This is a genomic window from Corallococcus sp. CA047B (genome assembly GCF_003612065.1).
GTDB lineage: Bacteria > Myxococcota > Myxococcia > Myxococcales > Myxococcaceae > Corallococcus > Corallococcus praedator.
Genome location: NZ_RAWD01000163.1, coordinates 1 through 20,924, shown reverse-complemented (window position 1 = coordinate 20,924; position 20,924 = coordinate 1). Strand labels below are relative to the sequence as shown.

19 protein-coding genes and 1 pseudogene are annotated in these 20,924 nt (G+C 70.8%); 9 read left to right on the top strand and 11 right to left on the bottom strand.

Annotation, left to right across the window (positions count from 1 at the left end; all coding sequences use genetic code 11):
• Window positions 1-554: pseudogene (locus D7X74_RS23985) on the top strand (hypothetical protein); the annotation flags it as partial.
• Window positions 555-666: 112 nt separating this feature from the next.
• Here D7X74_RS23985 and D7X74_RS23980 read toward each other — a convergent pair.
• Window positions 667-1,296: a YceI family protein gene (locus tag D7X74_RS23980; protein ID WP_120535324.1), complete on the bottom strand. Its 630-nt coding sequence runs from the start codon at window positions 1,294-1,296 to the stop codon at window positions 667-669.
• Between the two features lie 34 nt (window positions 1,297-1,330).
• Window positions 1,331-2,206, bottom strand: coding sequence for a class III extradiol ring-cleavage dioxygenase (locus D7X74_RS23975; protein ID WP_120535325.1), 876 nt, complete (start codon window positions 2,204-2,206; stop codon window positions 1,331-1,333).
• 145 nt (window positions 2,207-2,351) lie between these two features.
• Between D7X74_RS23975 and D7X74_RS23970 the strand changes: the two genes are divergently transcribed.
• On the top strand, window positions 2,352-3,992 hold the full coding sequence (locus D7X74_RS23970; RefSeq protein WP_120535323.1) for a sigma-54-dependent Fis family transcriptional regulator: 1,641 nt from the start codon (window positions 2,352-2,354) through the stop codon (window positions 3,990-3,992).
• Window positions 3,993-4,062: 70 nt separating this feature from the next.
• Here the strand turns inward: D7X74_RS23970 and D7X74_RS23965 are convergent, their stop codons facing one another.
• From D7X74_RS23965 to D7X74_RS23935, 7 genes are all read right to left on the bottom strand, one after another.
• Window positions 4,063-4,797 carry a DUF1751 domain-containing protein gene (locus D7X74_RS23965; protein WP_120535322.1) on the bottom strand — a complete coding sequence of 245 codons (735 nt, stop codon included), beginning with the start codon at window positions 4,795-4,797 and terminating at the stop codon, window positions 4,063-4,065.
• 133 nt (window positions 4,798-4,930) lie between these two features.
• The gene (locus D7X74_RS23960) at window positions 4,931-5,128 is read right to left on the bottom strand and encodes a hypothetical protein (protein ID WP_120535321.1); all 198 of its coding nucleotides are present in this window, start codon (window positions 5,126-5,128) and stop codon (window positions 4,931-4,933) included.
• 184 nt (window positions 5,129-5,312) lie between these two features.
• Window positions 5,313-5,528 carry a hypothetical protein gene (locus D7X74_RS23955; protein WP_014399195.1) on the bottom strand — a complete coding sequence of 72 codons (216 nt, stop codon included), beginning with the start codon at window positions 5,526-5,528 and terminating at the stop codon, window positions 5,313-5,315.
• A 45-nt stretch (window positions 5,529-5,573) separates the two neighbouring features.
• The gene (locus tag D7X74_RS23950) at window positions 5,574-6,770 is read right to left on the bottom strand and encodes an acetyl-CoA C-acetyltransferase (protein ID WP_120535320.1); all 1,197 of its coding nucleotides are present in this window, start codon (window positions 6,768-6,770) and stop codon (window positions 5,574-5,576) included.
• A 72-nt stretch (window positions 6,771-6,842) separates the two neighbouring features.
• Window positions 6,843-7,493 carry a hypothetical protein gene (locus D7X74_RS23945; protein ID WP_120535319.1) on the bottom strand — a complete coding sequence of 217 codons (651 nt, stop codon included), beginning with the start codon at window positions 7,491-7,493 and terminating at the stop codon, window positions 6,843-6,845.
• 21 nt (window positions 7,494-7,514) lie between these two features.
• A complete protein-coding gene (locus tag D7X74_RS23940) occupies window positions 7,515-8,171 on the bottom strand; it encodes a 2-hydroxychromene-2-carboxylate isomerase (protein WP_120535318.1) in 657 nt (218 codons plus the stop codon).
• Window positions 8,172-8,199: 28 nt separating this feature from the next.
• Window positions 8,200-11,859, bottom strand: a complete 3,660-nt coding sequence (locus tag D7X74_RS23935; RefSeq protein WP_120535317.1) for a serine/threonine-protein kinase — start codon at window positions 11,857-11,859, stop codon at window positions 8,200-8,202.
• A 331-nt stretch (window positions 11,860-12,190) separates the two neighbouring features.
• On the opposite strand from D7X74_RS23935, the gene D7X74_RS23930 reads away from it, so the two are divergent.
• From D7X74_RS23930 to D7X74_RS23910, 5 genes are all read left to right on the top strand, one after another.
• Window positions 12,191-12,856 carry a serine protease gene (locus tag D7X74_RS23930; RefSeq protein WP_120535316.1) on the top strand — a complete coding sequence of 222 codons (666 nt, stop codon included), beginning with the start codon at window positions 12,191-12,193 and terminating at the stop codon, window positions 12,854-12,856.
• 220 nt (window positions 12,857-13,076) lie between these two features.
• Window positions 13,077-13,364 (top strand): hypothetical protein, encoded by a 288-nt coding sequence (locus tag D7X74_RS23925; RefSeq protein WP_233595621.1) that lies wholly within the window; start codon window positions 13,077-13,079, stop codon window positions 13,362-13,364.
• Window positions 13,365-13,509: 145 nt separating this feature from the next.
• A complete protein-coding gene (locus D7X74_RS23920; protein WP_120535315.1) occupies window positions 13,510-13,890 on the top strand; it encodes a response regulator in 381 nt (126 codons plus the stop codon).
• Window positions 13,891-14,062: 172 nt separating this feature from the next.
• Window positions 14,063-15,718, top strand: a complete 1,656-nt coding sequence (pruA, locus tag D7X74_RS23915) for an L-glutamate gamma-semialdehyde dehydrogenase (protein ID WP_120535314.1) — start codon at window positions 14,063-14,065, stop codon at window positions 15,716-15,718.
• A 4-nt stretch (window positions 15,719-15,722) separates the two neighbouring features.
• On the top strand, window positions 15,723-16,571 hold the full coding sequence (locus D7X74_RS23910; protein WP_120535313.1) for an aldose epimerase: 849 nt from the start codon (window positions 15,723-15,725) through the stop codon (window positions 16,569-16,571).
• 26 nt (window positions 16,572-16,597) lie between these two features.
• On the opposite strand, the gene D7X74_RS23905 is transcribed toward D7X74_RS23910, so the two are convergent.
• Window positions 16,598-17,785 (bottom strand): cytochrome P450, encoded by a 1,188-nt coding sequence (locus D7X74_RS23905; protein ID WP_120535312.1) that lies wholly within the window; start codon window positions 17,783-17,785, stop codon window positions 16,598-16,600.
• A gap of 86 nt (window positions 17,786-17,871) precedes the next feature.
• Here D7X74_RS23905 and D7X74_RS45075 point away from each other — a divergent pair, with 86 nt between their 5' ends.
• Window positions 17,872-18,840: a hypothetical protein gene (locus tag D7X74_RS45075; protein WP_120535311.1), complete on the top strand. Its 969-nt coding sequence runs from the start codon at window positions 17,872-17,874 to the stop codon at window positions 18,838-18,840.
• 134 nt (window positions 18,841-18,974) lie between these two features.
• Entirely contained in the window at window positions 18,975-19,637 is a 663-nt protein-coding gene (locus D7X74_RS23895; RefSeq protein ID WP_233595622.1) for a glutathione S-transferase family protein, read from the top strand.
• A gap of 7 nt (window positions 19,638-19,644) precedes the next feature.
• Here D7X74_RS23895 and D7X74_RS23890 read toward each other — a convergent pair whose 3' ends face one another.
• Window positions 19,645-20,589 carry a S9 family peptidase gene (locus D7X74_RS23890; protein WP_158620390.1) on the bottom strand — a complete coding sequence of 315 codons (945 nt, stop codon included), beginning with the start codon at window positions 20,587-20,589 and terminating at the stop codon, window positions 19,645-19,647.
• Between the last annotated feature and the right edge of the window lie 335 nt (window positions 20,590-20,924).

The window sequence follows — 20,924 nt, the reverse complement described above, 5'->3', positions numbered from 1 at the left end:
CTCCGGCCCTGTCCCTCACCCCGGCCCGGGCGGTGCCTTCCGCCATCCCGGCGAGCGCGGCCCCGCGGAGCGCGGTCCCCGCGACGCCGGTGGCGATGGGCGCACCGTCCACCAACCACCTGCGCCCCACCGAGGACGCGCTCTTCGATGCGCACGCGGCGGTGCTCGCGGGCTCCACCCACTCCTTCGTGGAGGGTGAACACCGCGTCATCATCCACACCGTCGAAGGCCAGGTGAAGCGCGGCACCATCCGCGACGCGGACCTGCTCGAGGACACCATCTCCCTGGAGCAGCAGAGCGGCTTCGCCCCCGAGCGCATCCCCGGCAAGCGCGTGAAGGCCATCTTCTTCATGCTCGCCGCGGGCGCGCGTCAGCCCCAGGCGGAGGGCTCCAAGATTCGCGTCACCTTCAACGACGGTCGCCAGGTCGCCGGCTTCTCCCAGGACTTCAAGGGCCCCACGCCGGGCTTCTTCGTCGTCCCCGCCGACAACCGCACCAACACCGCGCGCATCTTCATCTACCGCGCCAGCGTGCAGGCCGTCGCCGAAGGCTAGCGCCCCGGGGCGGGCCCCCCCCGCCCCCACGCTTCGCGCACAAAAAAAGAGGGGCCTCGGTGACGAGGCCCCTCTCTTCATTTCACCAGCCCGAGGGTCGGTGAGAGGACGACTACTTCGTGTCCTTGGCCGCCGGAGCCGCCGCCGCGTCGGCCTTCTTCGTGGCCTCCAGGTCGAGCGTGATGGTGACCTCGTCGCCCACCGCGAAGCCGCCCGTCTCCAGCGCCTTGTTCCAGGTCAGGCCGAAGTCGCTGCGCTTGATCTTCGTGGTCGCCGTGGCGCCACGGCGCACGTTGCCCCACGGATCCTTCGACTCGGCCGTCGGGCCGTCCACGTCCAGCACCACGGGCTTCGTCACGCCGTGCATCGTCAGGTCGCCCGAGACCTTCAGCTTGTCCTTGCCGGCCTTCGCGACCTTCGTCGACTTGAAGGTGATGGTCGGGAACTTCGCCGTGTCGAAGAAGTCCGGGCTCTTCAGGTGCTCGTCGCGCTTGGGCTCGTTGGTGTTGATGGTGGTCGCGTCGATGGTGGTCTCGATGGTGGACTTGGTGATGTCCTTGTCATCGATGTTGATGGTGCCCTTCACGTTGCTGAAGGCGCCACGCACGGTGGACACCATCATGTGCTTCACGCCGAACTGCGCGCTGGAGTGCGACGAGTCCAGCTCCCACGTGGTCGCGAAGGCGAACGAGGGGGCGGCGACGGCAATCAGGGCGATGGCGGACTTCAGGGACATCTTCATGGTGTGGACTCCTGGAGACTGCGGACTGCGAGGTTCAAGCGCGCAGCGCGAAGCTGCGCATGGACAAGGTTCCGTGATGGAAACCCTCGAACACCGGGGTGAGACGGTCCTCGGCGAGGGCGGCTCCGAGGACGAAGTAGATGGGCAACCAGTGCTCGGGAGATGGATGCGCGACCCGCGCATTCGGTGCGTCCCCCCACGACTGAAGCCCGACGAAATCACGTGCGGCAAGTTTTCCGGCGACCCACGCATCGAACTCGGCGGCCCATGGCTCCACGGACGCCAGCTTGGATCTGAAATTCACCCGGCGCAGGTTGTGGACCACCCCGCCGCTGCCCATCAGTAGCACGCCGTCCGCGCGCAGCGGGCGCAAAGCCTCGCCCATCTTCGCCACCGCCGAGGGGGTGGCATCCGCCGGCAACGCCACCTGGATGACGGGCACGCGCGCCTCCGGGAAGGCATGCCGCAAGGGAACCCAGACGCCATGATCCAATCCGCGCTCGGTCTCCGCCACCGCGGGTACGCCCGCCGCCGTCAGCCTCGCCACCACGTCCGCGGACAGGTCCGGCGCGCCGGGCGCCGGATAGCGCAGCCGGTACATCTCCTCCGGGAAGCCATGGAAGTCATACACGAGCGGCGGCGCGGCCATCGCCGTGACATGCACGCGCGCGTCCGTCTCCCAGTGCGCGGACACCACCACCAGCGCCTTCACCGGGCCCACGCCCTCGCCAAAACGCTTGAGCGCCTGCGGGTATTCGTCCGAGTCCAGCGCCGTCATGGGCGAGCCGTGCGACACGAAGAGCGCCGGCGCCACCTGCCGGGCGACCGTGGGCCCGCTGCCCATCACACCCGCCACCCCGGCGGCCGCCACACCCTGCAGCACTTCGCGTCTGTCCACCCCGGTACCCATCGTGAGCACCTTCCAATGCAACCCCAGGACCACCGCACCTGACACGCCAAGCCACTGGAATCACAGGGCTTCAAATTCCGCCCCTGCAAAAGCACTCTCAGAATGATAGAGAACCCCCTCAGTCTGAACGGATTGGGGAGTCAACGTGGCCGGGCTGGAAGGGCTGGACCTGAGGGAGCTGCTGGCGTTCGAGCCGAAGGGTGGCGTCATCCACTTCGCCGGGCAGCGGGCGCTGCTGATGGATCCGGTGGCGCTGGGGCTCCTGCGCACGGAGATCGTCGGGATGATGGGGATGACGGCGGCGCGCGGCATCTTCACGCGGCTGGGCTACGCGCACGGCTGGCGCACGGCGGAAGCGATGCGCACGGCGGTGCCGTGGACGGACGAGTCCGAGTGGCGCCGCGCCGGGGGACGGCTGCACACGCTGATGGGCCAGGTGCGCGTGGAGCGCATCGAACGGACGGAGAAGGACGGGCCGGAGCCCTTCGCCGAGGCGCAGTGGCGTGACTCCTATGAAGCCGAGCAGCACCTGCTCCACCTGGGCCAGGCGGATCAACCGGTGTGCTGGAGCCTCACCGGCTTCGCGTCCGGCTACCTGAGCTACTGCAACGGCAAGCCCATCTATTGCGCGGAGATGAAGTGCGTCGGCAAGGGGGACGCCCTCTGCCAGATTGTGGGCCGGCCCGCGGAGGAGTGGAGCACCGAGTGCGCGGAGGTGATGCGCTTCTATGAGACGCAGTGCATGGAGGGCGTGCTCGGGCAGGTGACGGAGGCCTTGCGGCAGGCGGAGCGCAAGCTGCGCGCGAAGCGCCAGTCGCTGGCGCGGGTGTCCGGCGTGGCGGAGGACCCGGCGGGCATGGTGGCGCGCGCGGACGCCATGCAGAAGGTGCTCAACCTGGCCCGGCGCTCGGCGAAGGTGGACACCACCATCCTCGTCACCGGCGAGAGCGGCGTGGGCAAGGAGAGAATCGCCCGGCTCATCCACGACGAGTCCGGCCGCGCCCACAAGGCCTTCATCGCGGTCAACTGCGCCGCGGTGACGGAGAGCCTGCTGGAGAGCGAGCTGTTCGGTCACGCGAAGGGCGCCTTCACCGGCGCCACGCACGACCGGCCCGGCCTCTTCGAAGCGGCCCATGGCGGCACCCTCTTCCTGGACGAGGTGGGCGAGGTGCCCCCCGCCATGCAGGCCAAGCTGTTGCGCGTCCTCCAGGAGCGCGAGGTGCGGCGCGTGGGTGAGAACCTCAGCCGCAAGGTGGACGTGCGCGTGGTGGCCGCCACCAACCGCGAGCTGACCGAGGAGGTGCGCCTGGGCCACTTCCGCCAGGACCTCTTCTACCGGCTGCGCGTCATCGAGCTGCGCATCCCGCCCCTGCGCGAGCGCAAGGAGGACATCCTCCCCCTGGCCCGGCTGCTGCTGGCGGAGGCCGGTGAGCGCCTGGGCCGCCGCGTGAGCGGCCTGTCCCCGGACGCCGCGGATCAGCTCTTGCGCTACCCCTGGCCGGGCAACGTGCGCGAGCTGGGCAACGCCATCGAACGCGCGGTGGTGCTGTGCGAGGGCCCCCGCGTGGAGCGCGAGGACCTGCCCGAGGAGGTGCGCGCCGCGCCCCCCAGCATGGTCCCCACCGGCAGCCCGCGCCGCCTGGAGGACATGGAGAAGGACTACATCCTCGCGGTGCTGGCCCAGAACGGCGGCAACCGCTCGCGCACCGCGGAGCAGTTGGACATCGGCGTGGCCACGCTCTACCGCAAGCTCAAGCAGTACGGGCACCCGGAGGCCGCGCACTAGCCACGAAAGCGAACGGGCCCACCGACGCTTTCGCGTCAGCAGGCCCGTGTCACGACGCAACGAAGGCGGTTCAGTTGAGGAACTGGTCGCGGTCGGGCGGGCGCTCCTTGCCCACCACGCGCAGGTGCTTGGAGCGGTCGCGCAGCTGGCGCTGCAGCCGCCAGTGCTGCAGGTGGAGCATGAGCCGCTTGGGGCTCGCGCCGCGCACGTAGGCGAACACCAGCACCAGGCTGAACAGCTCCGGCGCCAGGAACTGCCAGGACGGCGCGGTGAGCAGCCGCAGCACGGTGAAGCCCGCGCCAATGGCCGCGAACCAGTTGCCCGTCAGCGGGATGCCCCAGAAGTTCGCCTGCCCCCGTCCGATGACGAGCCCGTACGCCACCCAGAGCACCGTGGTCATCACCGAGCCACCGGCGTAGGCGCTCGCCATGGGCATCACCAGCGCCAGCAGCACCGTGAGCAGGCCCGCGAACACCGTGATGCCCACCGACGCCATCAGCAGGCGCCGCGAGCCCCAGGTGGACTCCAGGAAGCCGCCAATGGACCAGATGATGATGCCGCCGAAGATGATGCCCAGCGGGTCCGGCGCGATGAACGCGTAGGTGAACAACTCCCACACGCGGCCGCGCAGCACGTCCGTGGGGTTGAGCAGCAGCAGCACGCCCTGCCCGCCGCGCGTCGCCAGGAACAGCGCGGAGAAGGCCACCAGCGCCACCGCCAGCTTGGCGGCCATCGATTCCAGGCCGACGAAGCCGCCGCCAAAGCCGCCGCCTCCGCCCCTGTTGAAGCCCCGCATGGGTCGCATAGAGGCCCAAAGGTGGTGGAACACCGCCCGGTCCGCAACCCCAATCGCAGAAACGATGAAGGGCGCCCCACCCTGATGTCTCCAGGGAGAAGCGCCCTCACCTCCATCCACCTTCACGCGCCGGTCGCGGGACTCAGACCTTGTGGCGGTAGAAGAGCGTGATGGTCAGACAGTGAAACTCCTTGTCCGAGGACTGCGTGACGATCTTGTCCACGATGTCCACGCCGGAGTTCTCCTTCAGCCACTTGGTGATGTTCTCGCCCATGTTCTCGCGATCGCGCGCGAGCGTGGTGGAGAACACCTTGACTCCCGTGAAGCTGATAACGCCCATTCCAACCCTCGTGTCACCAGAGATTACGAACGTTTACCCCGAGTCGCGGGCGCCATCAAGAAACGGGCCCGACAATCCGGCCCGGCGCTGAGCCGAGGGGTCCGCCCCCTGGGCCTCCGGGGTGAGGCTGAAGCCACCGTCCTCCCGCCAACACTCGAGGTGGCGGGGGACGGCGGCATGGCTGTCAGCGACCCGCGGCGGCGCGGCGGGCCTGACACGTCACCTCGTCCTTGCAGGCGGGACCGATGCCTTCGGGGTGGGCCGTCAGGGGCGTCTTGTCGCTCTCTTCCACGCCACACACCACGCAGCGGCGCTTGCGGTTGCGGCGCTCGGCGCGGCGCTGCTCGGCGATGGCCTTCGCCCGCTCGCGGGCCGTCTTCGCGTCCACCTCGTTGCTCATCTCACGTCCCATCCGGAAGTCGTCTGCCCCGTCCCCAGCTGGCGCCTAGAGCGCCTCGACCAGCACGGCGATGCCCTGGCCGCCACCAATGCAGGCAGAGCCGATACCATAGCGAGCGCCCCGACGCTTGAGCTCGTAGGCCAGCGTCATGGTGATGCGCGCCCCGGAGGCCCCCAGCGGGTGGCCCACGGCGATGGCGCCGCCGTTGACGTTGGTGGCGTCGCGTGGCAGGCCCAGCTCCTTCTCCACCGCCAGGTACTGGGGCGCGAAGGCCTCGTTGACCTCGAAGAGGTCCACGTCGGACAGCTTCGCGTCCGCGCGCTTGAGCAGGTTCCGGATGGCCGGCGCCGGACCAATGCCCATGATCTTCGGGTCGCACCCGGACACGCCCCAGTTGACGAGCCGCGCCACCGGCTTCAGGCCGTGCTTCTCCACGAAGCTGCGCGTGGCCATCACCATGCTGCCGGCGCCGTCGCAGATGCCGCTGGCGGCGCCCGCGTGCACCACGCCGTCCTTCTTGAAGACCTTGGGCAGCTTGCGCAGGGTCTCCACGGTGGTCTCCGGACGGTTGTGCTCGTCCTTCGCCACCACCGTGTCGCCCTTCTTGCCCTTGAGCGTCACCGGGGCGATTTCGTCCCCCAGGCGGCCGGCTTCCTGCGCGGCGGCGAAGCGCTTCTGGGTGAGCACGGCGTACTGGTCCACGTCGTCCTGGGTGAGGCCGTAGTCCACCGCGAGCTGCTCGGCGGTGAGCGCCATGGCCTGGCCGGTGTAGCTGTCCGTCAGGGCCGTCCAGAGCATGTCCTCCAGGCCGCCCTTGCCCAGGGGCAGGCCCCAGCGCGCGCCGCGGATGACGTGGGGCGCCTGGCTCATGGACTCGGTGCCGCCCGCGAGCACGCACTCGGCGCCGCCGGTCAGCATCATCTCCGCGGCGGTGACGAACGCCTGGAAGCCGGAGCCGCACAGCCGGTTGACGCCCAGGGCGGGCACCGGCACCGGCACGCCCGTGCGCAGGCCCACGTGGCGCGGCAGGTAGATGGCGTCCGAGCTCGTCTGGACGACGTTGCCGTACACCACATGCTCAATCAGTTCCGGGGACACGCCCGCCTGGGCCAGGGCCGCCTTCGCGGACTCCACGGCCAGGTCGGTGGCGCTCAGGTCCTTGAGGCTCCCACCGTAGGTACCGAACGGGGTGCGCTTGCCGGACAGGAAGTAGATTTCCTCGTTCTTGGACACGCTCTTCATGGTGCTCGTCTCCCTACTCTTCCGGGGCGCGCGGTGCACGCATGACGTGACGGGGAAAATGCAGGGGCGGCCTCAGCCCGCGCGCCTGCCCAGGAAGGCGCCCGCGACGATGGCAAGCGCGATGGCCGTCCACAACAACCCCTGGAGGTTCTGCCGGCGGATTTCCTTGCGGCCAAGGCCCTGGTACCAGGACCGCCCGGCCTGCACCCGGCCCTCCCAGGAGAAGGCGCCCGGCTCCGCCCGGTCCAACCCGTCCAGTCGGCGCACATGTGCGCGAAACAGGCGCTCGGGGGAGGCCCCCTCCAGGGAGCCGGAGCGGTAGCCGGGCAGGTCCAACGCGGGGCGCCGGTAGCCGGCGGTGACGACGAAGCCCCCGGAGGCCAGGGGGGTGAGCAGGTAGAGGCGGGGCAGGTCGTCCCTGCCCAGGTACAGGGTCGCGAAGACGCGCTCGCCGGGGTGGGCCCAGTCGTAGGAGCGGGTGGCCTTCTGGAGGAGCGGCTTCTCCTCGTGGCTGCCCAGGGGGGTGAAGCCCAGCGCCTGGAGCTGTCCTTCGAGGGGCGCGAGCGCCTCCGGCAGGTCCATCTGGTCGGCGGGGGCCTCCGGTTCGATGCGGACGGTGCCGGGGAAGAGGAAGAGCAGCGTGCGCCAGAAGTTGAGGAACAGCAGCACGCCCGCGAGCACGAGGCTCGCGACGACGAATCCCAGCTGACCGAGGACGTTCATGGACCGGGGGCCTTCGGTGCTTTAGCGGCGCGACGCGGTGGAGGGCAGGTGCTGCCAGCGCGCCAGCGCCTCCGGGGTGAGCGGGTCGCGCCCCTCCAGGTAGCGCTCCAGGTGGCCCAGCGAGTCCACGCCCCAGAACATCTCCCCGTCCACCAGCACGGAGGGCACGCCGAAGGTGCCCAGGGCCAGCGCCTCGTCGGTGTTCCTGCGCACGCGGTCCTTCACCTCCGGCGTCACCGCCCGGGCAAGCAGCGCCTTCGCGTCGAAGCCGGCCTCTTCCAGCACCGCGCCCACCTGCTCCGGCGTCTCGATGCCCCGGCCCTCGCCCCAGGCCGCCGAGTAGAGCGCGGTGACGAGCTTCGTCCGGGCCTCCACGTCGTCCACCGCGGCCGTCACGCGCAGGGACAAGAGCGGGTTGAACGGGTGCGAGGGCGGCAGGCTGAAGGGGGCGCCCTGCTCGTGCGCGATGCGGAAGGTCTGCTTGAAGACGTAGACGCGCTTGGCCGGAATCTCCGCGGGCCCCACGGAGCCTACGGCGTTGAGCAGCCCCGCGAGCAGCACCGGCATGGGCTCCAGCGTGCGGCCGTGGCGCGCCGCGAGGGCGGGCATCCGCAGCCAGGCGAGGTAGGCGTACGGGGACAGGTAGTCCAGGCAGAAGCGCAGGGGGGAGGGGGCCATGGGGCCATCCTACCCAGGACGCTGGCCGTCAGGCGCTTCGCTTCAGCTCTTCCAACTGGCGCGACAGCGGGCCACGCAGGGAGCTGGCGAGCGACTGGAGGTGCGTGGCCTTCGCGTTGCCAAAGGCCCGCTCGGCGATCTCCAGCTCCAGCATCACCTGCTCGTGCGTGCCGTGCCGCTCCGCGTGTTGCAGGTAGACGAGCCCCATCTGCAGCACGTTGCCGGTGGCCTCCGCCAGGATGAGGGCGTGGCGCAGGTGCGCGTCCCCTTCCGCCTGGGGCACCAGGGGCGCCAGCGCGCGGCGGGCCAGGATTTCATCCCACGGGTTGGCGAGCACCGGATCCAACGCGCGGGAGAGCGCCGTCTGCGCGGCGGCGAGCGCGGCGGGCAGCCGGCCCTGCTCGCGCTCGAAGCGCGCCTGGTACACGTGCACCAGCGTCTCCATGCGCAGGCCGCCCTGACGCGCCGCCTCCAGGGCGCGGGGCAGCGACTCGCGCGCGGCGGCCGCGTCCTCGAAGAGCACGTCGCGGCACGCCTGGTACACCTGCACGTGGGCCTGCAGCCAGCGGTCCTGGGGCAGCACCCGCGCCAGGGCCTCGCCGCGCGCCACCACCGCGGCGACCAGCTCGTGCTCGCCGCGCTCCAGGTAGTACGGCGGCGTGAAGAGGGCCAGGTTGCGCTCCATCAGCCGGGGGCTGCCCAGCCTGCGGATGAGCTCCGCCTTCTGCGCCAGCGCCGGGGCGAACGCGGCGCCATCCCCGGTGAAGGCCGCGCGCGTCACCTTCGCGAAGAGGTGGTAGGCGCGCACGTCGGTGAAGCCGTGGGCCTCCGCCACCGCGAGCCCGTCGCGCAGCACGTCCTCGTCCAGCGCCTCGCCGCGCAGGGCCAGGTTCACGTTGAGCAGGTAGCCGCCCATGCCCAGCGCCCACGCCAGCCGCCGGGGCGGACGCCCCACCGCGTCCCGGAAGTCGCGCAGCCGCGTCACCTGCTTGCGCTGCTCGGACACGCCTCCCGACCAGCGGCCGGTGTACGCGCTCAGCGTCGCGCGGGCGATGGACAGCCCGGCGAGGTAGGGCGAATCCTCCGGGTGCTCGGCGGACGCGCTCGCGATGAGCGTCTCCATCTCCCGGGTGCGTCCCAGGATGGCCAGCGACATGGCCTGGAGGATTTGAAGCTCCGAGCGCTTCCAGAAGACATCCACCGGCAGCATGCGCTCGCCCGCCGACACCTCGCGGAACAGCGGGCAGAGCAGCTCCTCGCGCTCCTCCGGCGTGGCCGTGCGCGCGGAGGCCAGCCGCTGGGCCGCCTCGCGACGTCCGGACGCCACGTCCACGGTGGACTCCCAATACGCGAAGAGGCGCTCCGCGTACGCCACCGACGTCGGAGGGTCGCTGGAGTAGCCCACCTCCACCAGCGACACCCACGTGCGGATCAGCTGGTCCAGACGCCCCGGGAAGTCCGGCGCGGACTCCAACAGCCCCGCCGCTTCCTTCAGGAGCAACGTGGCCTCCAGCAGCGCCTCCGCCTCGATGGCCGCCTTGCCCGCCTCCAGGAGCGGCTGGATGGCCTCCGCGGGCGCGTCCGAGCGCGCGTAGTGCCAGCCCACCGCGCGCACCAGCCCGGCACGTCCCGCGGGCAGCGCCTGGAGCGCCCGCGCCACGAGGCCGTGGTGCCCGCGGCGGTCCATCTCCGGCGTGCTGTCGTAGACAGTCTGGTGCACGGTGTCGTGCGTGAAGACGTACCGGCCCTCCACGTCCTGGAGGAACTGCCGCTCCACGATGCCGTCCAGCACCGCGAACAGCTCCGCCTCCGGCAGCCCCGCCAGCGAGCGCACCAGTGGCAGGTCCAGCATCCGGCCCGCGGGCGCGAGCTTGCGCAGCAGCGCCACCTGCTCCGGGGGCGCGCTGGCGAGCCGCACCAGCACCGCCTCCTGGACGCTGTCCGGCAGCCGCCGCGTCCCCAGCCCCGCCTCCGCCTCCCAGCGCCCGCCCACGCGCTTGAGCGCGCCCGCCTCCACCAGCATGCGCAGGCACTCGGTGGCGAAGAAGGCGTTGCCTTTCGTGGTCGCGTGCAGCCGGGTGACGAAGCCCTCCGGGATGCCCAACCCGGGCAGCACCAGTTCCACCAGCGTGCCCACGTTCTCCGCGGACAGCGGCTCCAGGTCCATGCGCGCGGTGAGCTTCTCATCCACCGTCTGGAACGCGAGGCTCAGGCGCGACAGCTCCGCGGAGCGGAACGTGCCCACCACCATGCCGCGCGTGCCGTGCAGCGCGCGGATGAGGACGTTGATGGCCTCCAGCGACGCGCTGTCCGCCCACTGCAAATCCTCGAAGCACAGCACGAACGACTGCCGCCCGCCGAGCGTGCGCATCCACTCCGACAGCGCCTCGAAGAACGCGCCCTTCTCCTCCGTCCCCTCGCGCAGGGCGCGCTCGTGCACCTCGCCCTCGGGCAGCTCCGACGACAGGCCCGGCAGCAGGCGCATGAGCCGCGGCCCCAGCCGGTCCATCAGCTCCGACGGCGTGTGCGGCACCATGCTGCGCAGCGCCTGCGCCACCGGCGCGAGCGGGGCCAGCCCCTCCGCGCGGCACTGGCCCCGGCCGAAGGGCAGCTCCGCCAGCTTCGCCTGGAGCTCGAACTCCTGGAGCAGCCGCGTCTTGCCCACGCCCGCGGGACCGCCCACGAGCACCGCGCGCGACTGGCCCCAGTCCGCCTCCGCCAGGCCGTTCATCAGCCCTTCCAGCTCCGCCTCGCGCCCCACCACCTCCGGCACGTGCAGGTAGCTGGCGCGCGCCGACAGCGGCTCCTCCGGGGACGGCTCGCCGCTCGCGTGGCAGAGCGCTTCGAGCAGCTCGCTCGCGTCCTGGAAGCGCTCGCGCGGATCCTTGGCCATCAACAGGAGGATGATCTCCTCCAGCTGCGGATCCACGGCGCAGAGCGTGGAGGGGCGCGGCGGCGGACGCGTCAGGTGGTCCGCCAGCAGCACCGCGGGGTTGCTGCGCTTGAAGGGCAGCTTGCGCGTGGCCAGGTACCAGGCCATCACGCCCAGCGAGTACAGGTCCGCGCGCCCGTCGATGCTCGCGCCCCGCTGCCACTCCGGCGCCAGGTACTCCAGCGTGCCCTTGAGCTTGCCGGGGCTGGGCGTGCCCAACTGGTGCATCACGCCGAAGTCCATCAGCTTCACCGCGCCGGACTCGGTGATGCGCACGTTGCTGGCCTTGATGTCGCAGTGCACGTACAGGCGCGAGTGGATGAACGCCAGCACCTGCGCCATCTGGATCAGCACCCGGTACATCGTGCGCGTGTCCAGCGGCGCGTCCCGCACCAGCGTGCTCAGGTCATGGCCGCCCACCACCTCCATGGTGATGAAGCGGTTGCCGGCCTCCGTCATGCCCCAGTCGAAGACCTTGAGCGTGGACGGGTGCTGGAGCTTCTTCATGGCGAAGAACTCGTGCCGGAACATCAGCACCAGCTCCTCCACCTTCGCCGCGGACAGCTCCGCCGGGACGTGCATCTCCTTGAGCGCGATGCGCCGGCGCTCCTGGAGGTCGTCCGCCAGCCAGATGCGGCCCATGCCGCCCTCGCCCAGCAGCGACTCCACCCGGTAGCGCCCCGTTACGACGACGCCCGGCTCCAGCGAACGCCGCCCCACGACGCCCGCGCCCGGCAGCGTGATGGGCGTACGCATCCGGTCCCCCCATGTGCTCGGAGGCCGGGTGCGTTCGTCCAGGACCGTTGTCTTCTCGTCGTCGCTCACGCGCTAGGGGCCGGCCGTTCCGCCGGGATCCAGACGTTGGAGGAATAGCACGTTTCAGTGACACCGCCTCCGGGACATCCGAGCAGGTGCACCCGGTGTTCCTAGTCCCTGATCAACCGTTCTGCTGGAAGAAAGTGCGTCCCGCCGGCCGGATGCCTGCTGGGGAGCCACTTCCGGCCCTGCCCCCACGTCGCCCCCCGACGCATGCACACCCTTCTTCCAGGCACAGGGCCCATTGCCCGCGCCAGAGGGGGAGGACGGCATGCGTGCGTGGAAGCGGGGGGGAGTGGCCGTGGCCTTCGTGGCCGTCACGGCGTGGATGGCGTGCGGTCAGCCCGAAACCCAGCAAGCCCAGGGCCTCCAGCGGGCCACGGCGGCCACGGTGACGCTGGGCGATGGCCACTGCGCGGGCGTGGTGGTGGGCCAGGGGCGCCATGTGCTCACCGCGGCCCACTGCGTCGCGCAGGCCTCCGGCCATGAGCTGGCGAACTTCGAGGACGGGCGGCGGCTGGAGGGCCGGTACGTGTTCGTGGATCGCGGCCGGGACATGGCCGTATTGGAGCTGGAGGCGACGGCGCCCGTGGCCCCGCTGGAGGTGGCCGAAGCGCTGCCCGCTCCCGGGGACCTGCTCGTCTTCACCGGCCGGTATGATCGCCCCGGCGAACCGCAGCAGGTGATGCTGGAGCGGCTGGGCCGCTGCCCCTCGCTGCCGGACGTGCCCGCCGCGCTCTTCACCACCATGCACGGCATCCCGGGCGACTCCGGCGCGCCCCTGGTGGATGCGCGGATGCGCGTGGTGGGACTCGTGCACGGCGGCGCGCGGTGCAGCATCGCCGCGCCCACCGCGGACGTCGCGCCGGAGGTGGAGCGCCTGTCGCGCGAGGACGCGCAGCCGCTGGCCCGGGGCATGCCACGGGCCCCGCGCTGAAGCGTCATGACGGCTTTGCCGCGTCCTGCGTCATGCCCATTCCGGGCGCGGCGCGGCGCGGCAGGGAGGGGCCGCCCCTCGTCCCTGGACGGCCAGGCAGGCGGGCGAACCGGCCCGGCGTTGCCCGGGCTCCCCGGCGAGGACCACCTTCCTGCCGGAGGCCGGAGCGCGCCCGGACGTCCGGGGACGGCGACCGGAGACCCTTTCGGGAGGCGACACCATGGCCGGCAACAAGGGCAGCAAGAACTTCCAGCCTCGCAACCGGGGCCAGATGGAGGACGCCCAGGACCGGGCCGCCGCGGAGCTGAGCCGCGAGCGCTCCGAGGCCGCCGCCCGCGATCCGGACGTCAACCCGGGTCCGCTGGAGGAGACCCCCTGGGAGGCGGGCGTCGAGCGCGGCGAAGGGTGGCAGGAGGAGCAGGTGCCCGAGCGGGAGGCCCGGGGTGACGAGGAGCCGGACTCCGAGGTTTCCCGGCGTGGGCTCGTGAATCCACCGCCGGAGTCCTAGGGCTGGGCGGCAAACCCGTGAGGTGGAGGCTTTCAGGAATTCCTCCGGGTGAGGGGGGACCTCTTGCCCGGTGCGCACAGTGGGGGGATGCTGGGTGCCGTCGTCCCCTGCTGTCCGCGGTCCCCTCCCCGGGAGTCGAAGCGCCGTGAAGCCCAAGGTCCTCATCGTCGAGAACTCCTGGACCATGCGCGAGACGCTGCGGCTGCTGCTGTCGGGGGAGTTCGACTGCACGGTGGCGGCGGACGGCGAAGCGGGCCTGGCGCACGCGCTGGCGGAGCCGCCGGACGTGCTGCTATCGGACGTGAACATGGAGGGCATCGACGGCTATGAGCTGTGCCGTCGCGTGCGCGCCGAGCCGTCCCTGGCGCACCTGCCGGTGGTGTTCGTCAGCGGCTACGCGCCGCGCGCGGAGCTGGAGCCGGGGCAGCCCCAGCCGGATGCGTACCTGGTCAAGCCGGTGAAGCCGCCGTACCTCATCGCGCAGCTGCATGCCGTGTTGCAGCGTGCGCGGGGCGCAACGGCCTAAGGCCGCGGGCGAGGGCTGAAGCCGGTCGCGCGCCGGGCGGCCTTCCACCGCGAAGGCGTTTGAAGCCGCCGCCTGTGTCGCGGCGCGGACGGCCCCGGCAACTCTCGCTGACCTGGACGTGCGGGAGGGCTATACCTTGCCCACCTTTTCTTTCCCGCCCCGAGGTCCTCGCGTGCTCAACGCCTTCCCCCGCGTCCCGGCTCCCAAGAACGAGCCCGTCCTCTCCCACGCCCCCGGCACGCCCGAGCGCGCCGAGCTGCAAAGCGCGCTCAAGCGCATGAGCGGCGAGCAGGTGGAGATCCCCATCGTCATCGGCGGCAAGCACGTGCACTCCGGCAAGACGGACACGGTGCGCATGCCCCACCGGCACAAGCACGTGCTGGCCACCCTGCACGAGGCCAACGCGAGCCACGTGGAGCAGGCCATCCAGAACGCGATGAGCGTGAAGGAGGACTGGGCGCGGATGTCCTTCCACGCGCGAGCGGCCATCTTCCTGCGCGCCGCGGAGCTGCTCGCCACGCGCTACCGCCCGCTGCTCAACGCGTCCTCCATGCTGGGCCAGTCGAAGACGGCGCACCAGGCGGAGATCGACGCGGCGTGTGAGCTCATCGACTTCCTTCGCTACAACGTCCACTTCGCGCAGCAGATCTTGTCCATCCAGCCGGAGAGCTCCGCGCAGACGTGGAACCTGACGGACTACCGGCCGCTGGACGGGTTCGTCTTCGCCATCACCCCGTTCAACTTCACCTCCATCGCGGTGAACCTGTGCGCGGCGCCCGCCATCATGGGCAACGTGGTGCTGTGGAAGCCGTCCTCCACGCAGGGCCTGAGCGCGTGGTACGGCCTGGAACTGCTGCGCGAGGCGGGCCTGCCCGACGGCGTCATCAACATGCTGCCCGGCGACGGCCCCACGGTGGGCAACCCGGTGCTGGCCAGCCCCCACCTGGGCGGCATCCACTTCACCGGCTCCACGCCCACGTTCAACAGCCTGTGGAAGACGGTGGGAGAGAACATCAGCCGCTACAAGCAGTACCCCCGGCTGGTGGGTGAGACGGGCGGCAAGGACTTCATCTTCGCGCACCCGTCCGCGGCGGACGACCTGGAGGCGCTCGCGGTCGCCATCGTGCGCGGCGGCTACGAGTACCAGGGCCAGAAGTGCTCCGCCGCCAGCCGCGTCTACGTGCCGGAGTCGCTGTGGCCCAAGCTGAAGCCGCGCCTGCAGGCGCTCATCGCGGACATCAAGATGGGCGACGTGACGGACTTCCGGAACTTCATGGGCGCCGTCATCGACGAGCGCTCATTCAAGAAGGTGTCCTCGTACATCGAGCTGGCGAAGACGGGCGGCGACGCGACCCTCATCGCGGGCGGCGGGACGGACAAGAGCGAGGGCTGGTTCGTGCAGCCCACGCTGGTGCAGTGCCACAGCCCGCGCCACCGCATCATGACGGAGGAGATCTTCGCGCCGCTCGTGGGCCTGTACGTCTACCCGGACGCGAAGCTGGAGGAGACGCTGAAGGAGTGCGACCAGTCCGCCAGCTACGCGCTGACGGGCGCCATCTTCGCGCGCGACCGCAAGGCCATCGAGATGATGATGAACAGCCTGCGCAGCGCGGCGGGCAACTTCTACATCAACGACAAGCCCACGGGCGCGGTGGTGGGCCAGCAGCCCTTCGGCGGCAGCCGGGCGTCGGGCACCAACGACAAGGCGGGCTCCATCGTGAACCTGTTCCGCTGGAGCAGCCCGCGCACCATCAAGGAGAACTTCGTGCCGCCCGCGAAGGTGCCCTACCCCTTCATGGACAGCGACCCGAAGGAAGGGGCCATCTAACTCCATGAGCGGACCGTTCCCGGGCATCGCGGGGCTGGACACCTACGCGCTGGAGGACGGCGCGTGCCGCGTGGAGATCATCCCCACGCGCGGCGCGCTCGTCACGCGCATGGTGGTGGACGGCGAGGAGGTGCTCTTCCTGGACGAGGGCACCGTCGCCGACCTCACGAAGAACGTGCGCGGGGGCATCCCCGTGCTCTTTCCCATCGCCGGTCCCCTGCCCGGGGACACGTACCCGGCGGACCGCAAGGCGTACACCCTGCCGCAGCACGGCTTCGCGCGGCGGCTGCCGTGGACGGTGCGGCAGGCGGAAGGCTCGCTGCTGGTGCTGGGGCTCACCTCCTCCGAGGAGACGCTGCGCCAGTACCCCTGGGCCTTCGACGCGCAGCTGACCTTCTCGCTGGTGGGCAGCCGGCTCACCCTCGACTTCGACCTGGAGAACCGGGACACGCGGCCCCTGCCGCTGCACCTGGGCTACCACCCGTACTTCCGCGTGCCTCAGGGCCACAAGGCCCAGGCCCGCGTGGAGACGGACGCCACGCACGCGTGGGACAACCGGGAGAAGAAGGAGGTGCCCTTCACCGGCCTGGACCTCACGGCGCAGGAGGTGGACATGCACCTGCGCGACCACAAGGGGCCGGGCACGGTGCTTTCGCGCGGGCCGGGCCTGCCGCCGGTGAAGCTGTCGTGGAGCCCGGAGTTCCGGCTGCTCGTCGTGTGGACGTTGCAGGGCAAGGACTTCGTCTGCGTGGAGCCGTGGACCGCCGCCGCCGGAGCGCTGGCCACCGGCGAGGGCCTGCTGCACGTGGAGCCCGGCGAGCGCGTGTCGCTCGCGTTCGACATCGAGGCTTGAGCCTCACGCCCTCTCGTCCCGCGCGCTCAGGCGTGCGGGATGAGGGGCATCGTCAGCGGGCCGCGCACGGTGAGGGAGGTGTTCCACTTCACCGGGCCCGTGGGCGTGAAGCGCGTGAAGCGCGACAGCAGCACCTCCAGCCCCACGCGCGCCTCCAGCCGGGCCAGCGGCGCGCCCAGGCAGAAGTGGATGCCGTGGCCGAAGGGGAAGTTGTTCACGCCCTCGCGGTCCATGTCGAAGGTGTCCGGGTCCTTGAAGCGCTCGCCGTCGCGGCACGCGGAGCCCACCATCAGCGCCACGCGCGCGCCCGCCGGAATCACCACGCCCGAAACCTGCGTCTCCTTCGTGGTGACGCGCACCAGCCCGTGCACGGAGGGCTCGAAGCGCAGCACCTCCTCCACGAAGCGCGGCAGTTGCGCGGGGTTCTCCCGCAGGCGGGTGAGCAGGTGCGGGTGCTCCATCAGCATGCGCACGCAGTGGCTGACCAGTTGCACGGTGGTCTCCAGCCCGGCGACGACGAGCAGGAACAGGAAGCTCATCAGCTCCGCGTCGGAGAGCGCCTCGCCGTCCACGCGCGTCTGCACCAGGTCCGACACCATGTCGTCCTGCGGCTGGCGGCGGCGGTCCGCGACCACCTGGGACAGGTAGTCCTCCATCTCGCGCACCGTGGCGCGGATGGACTCGTGGCGGTGGGTGTCCTTCTCCGTCGTCCCGGACACGCTGGACAGGTCCACCGACCAGCGCTTGTAGCGGGCGGTCATCTGCGGATCCAACGCGAACAGCTCGCCAATCACGCTCGCGGGCAGCGGCATGGCGAAGGCGTCCACGAAGTCCACCTCGCGCTCGGGGTGCAGCCGCTCCGCCAGGTGTTGCGCGAAGCTCCGGATGCGCGGCTCCAGCCGGTTCACCGCCGTGGGCGTCCACGCGCGGCTCACCAGCGTGCGCAGCCGCATGTGGTGCGGCGGGTCCATGACGATCATGGACTCGGAGAACGGGTTGTGGCCCAGCCACGGGGGCGCCGTGGTGGTGCGCACCCCCGCCGAGGAGAACACCTGCGGGTTCTTGAACGCCGCGGACACGTCCTCGAAGCGCGTGAGCGCCCACAGGCCCCCCGGCTCCACCTGACACACGGGCGCCGTGCGCCGCAGCTCCGCGTAGACAGGGTAGGGATTGGCCCGGACCTCCGGCGCCATCAGGTTCACGCGTCCGCTCATGGAAGAAATTCCTTTCCGGGCTGGAAATGTATACCCGGTATACTGGCCGCTGAACAGAGGCGTCGCCTCCCCTGCCCCCGAGTCACATGTCCCGTCTCGTCCTCGCCGCCGTCCTCGTCCTGGGTCTGTCCGCGTGCTCCGACGACCCTGATGAAGTCCCCCCCGACGCGGGCGCCACCGCCGACTCGGGCACGGCCACCGATGCCGGCACGGACGTCGATGCGGGCACTGACGCGGGCAGCGACGCAGGCACCCAGGTGGACGCCGGGACGGACGCCGGTTCGGGCAGTTCGCAGGGGTCCGGCAAGCTGCCCTGCATCAGCACGGGTTCGGTGAAGACGGACGCGGGCACGCTGCCGTTCTGCGAGGCCCAGGTGGGCGAAGCGCGGGTGAAGATCATCGAGCCCCAGGCCGGCATCGTGGCCGCGCCGATGAAGCTGGCCATCTACCTGCACGGCGACGGTGCCGCGGCCTACAACGGCAGCAACCCCCGAGCGCTGTTCACCCACGGCGGTTGGACCTACGGACACAACACGCTCTACGTGGCGGCGCTCGCGCCGAACAAGTGCGCGTGGTGGACGAATCCGGGGCGCACGGACTGCACCACCGAGGGGACGGACGCGGATCGCGACCTGGAGGGCAAGAACGCGGCGACACTGGTGGAGATCATCGAAGCGCTGCGCCGTGGCTGGAACATCCAGGACGGCCCCATCTACTTCGGCGGCTCGTCGGGCGGCTCCATCCAGCTGACCGCCAGCTTCCTGCCGCGCTACGGAGACCGCTACCCGGGCGTCTACGCGCTCAGCTGCGGCGGGGAGAAGCCGTGGTCGGGCAAGATGGACTGGGACACCACGCAGGCCTCGCTGCGCGGCGACACGAAGTTCTACTTCACCTACGGCGACCTGGATCCGCTGCTCCTGGACATCCGGGACGCCGAGTCCTACTTCACCGGGCTCCAGTTCCCGGTGAACGACAAGGTCATCGCGGGCGCCGCGCACTGCGCGTTCGACCAGGTGGGCCGCGTCTCCGAGGTCTGGAACGAGGTCACGCCGTAGCTCACGCGCCCGAAGGCGCCGGGGCGTGCGCGATGGCCGGCGCCTTGTGCCGCAGCCAGGGCACGCGGCTGACGTTTTTGACTCCGAATTCAAGGACAAGGAGCGGAGCGCGGTGCCACCGGGAAGGCCCTAACGTGTCGCGCATCCTCCTGCCTTCCGGAGCCTCATCGATGCGCCTCCACGACTACCTGCCCTCGGCGAACGGCTACAAGGTCCGCACACTCTTCGCGCAGTTGGGCATCGCATACGAGTTGGTGCCGGTGGACATCTTCGCGGGCGAAAGCCACACGGCCGACTTCCACGCGAACAAGAACCCGGACGGCCGCATCCCGGTGCTGGAGCCGGAGCCGGGACGGTTCCTGGCGGAGTCCAACGCCATCCTGTTGTTCCTCGCGGAGGGCACGCGGCTGTTGCCCGAGGACCGCTTCGCGCGGGCGCAGGTGCATCAGTGGATGTTCTTCGAACAGAACGCGGTGGAGCCCAACCTGGGCACCGCGCGCTACTGGCGACTCACCGGCAGGGAGCCCCAGCAACCGGAGGCGTTCCGACAGCGCGTCTCCGGGGGAGTCCGCGCGCTGGAAACGCTGGAGCGCCACCTGGGCACCCGCACGTTCCTGGTGGAGGAGCGCTACACCGTCGCGGACCTCTGCCTCTTCGCGTATGTGCACCTGGCGCCGGACGCGGGTGTGGAGCTGACGCCGTACCCCGCAGTGCGCGCGTGGCTGGAGCGGGTGCGGCAGCAGCCAGGCTTCCAGGGCACGCTGCCGCCCTACCCGGCGAACGCCCGGGTGCGTTGAGCGGGCCTCACCGATCGCGTTCAGCGAGCACGGCCTCGCGGGTCTCCGCGTCCGTGAGCACCACCGTCGGTGCCTCCGCGGGCGCCGCCGCGAGCCTGCGCGCCAGCAGCTCCGTCACGGGCGCGAGCACGCTGAAGTGCGTGGCCCCTGGCACCAGGAGGAACGACAGCGGCGCGCCCTTCGCGGCCTTGCGCAGCGGTTCGATGGCGTCGGTGTTGCCATGGTCCGAGCCCTCGATGACCTGCGTGGACACGCGCAGAGCCTCCACGAAGCTCACCGGATTGCGCATCCACAGCTCCGGCCCCGTGGCGCGGTCCAGCGCCGTGCCCGTCCTCCCGTACTCGGAGACATCGTGGGTGGGGCCGAAGACATACGCCCCCTTCAAGCGCGGAGCGTGCGCCGCGGCGATGAGCGCCAGCGTGCCTCCCGTGCTGTGGCCTCCCAGGTAGATGCGCGCCGGATCCACGTCCGGACGCTGGGCCAGGAAGTCGATGGCGGCCACCACGTCATCCGCCTCGCCCAGGAAGTACTCGTGCTCGCCGGGGTTGTCGTTCGCGCCTCGCAGCGACGGCAGCATCAGCACCATCCCCGCCTCGCGGAACGCGCGCGCGCTCTGATCATTGTCGCGGTCCGCCGGCTGCCACGCGAGCGGCCCGATGCCCCAGTTGAACCCGCCGTGGAGCCACACCATCGCCGGGCGCCGGCCCCCTTCACGCACGGGCGTGACGTAGGCCGCGTTGCTTCCCAGCGGCGCTGGATAGCGCACCAACTCGAAGACGCCCGAGGGCGGAACGGGCGCGCTCACGGGCGGCGCGGACGGATCCTTCAACTGCGTGCGGAACGTCTTTCGCAAGGTCATGGGCGTGGGCGGCGCGGGCCTGGAACAGGCGGTCGTGAAGAGGCTGGTGATGAGCAGGAGGAGAAGCGCGGCGGCGCGGAAGGACGTCATCATGGGAATACGCGACGAGGCGTCGTCACCGGTGCGTGACGTGCGAGGCTTCGTTCCGGAGGGTGGCTTGACAGCGCGCGGCATGCTCGCTACTTCTACTCGCAGAATGTTCGTCACCTCCGCCATGTGCATGTGTTCGATGCCTGTTCCGGGTGGGCCCAAGCCCGCCGCGGCCGGCTGACGCACAGCCTGCCCCTGGCGAGCCACCGGAGCCCACCCACCCGCGAGGGTCGGTGGGCTTCGTCGTTCCGGGCCTCCGCTCTCGCACCCCAGCCGAAGAGCGTCGTTAGCGCCCACCGTGACCTGAAGCCTCCCCCGCCGCCCGTCGCGCCCTGACG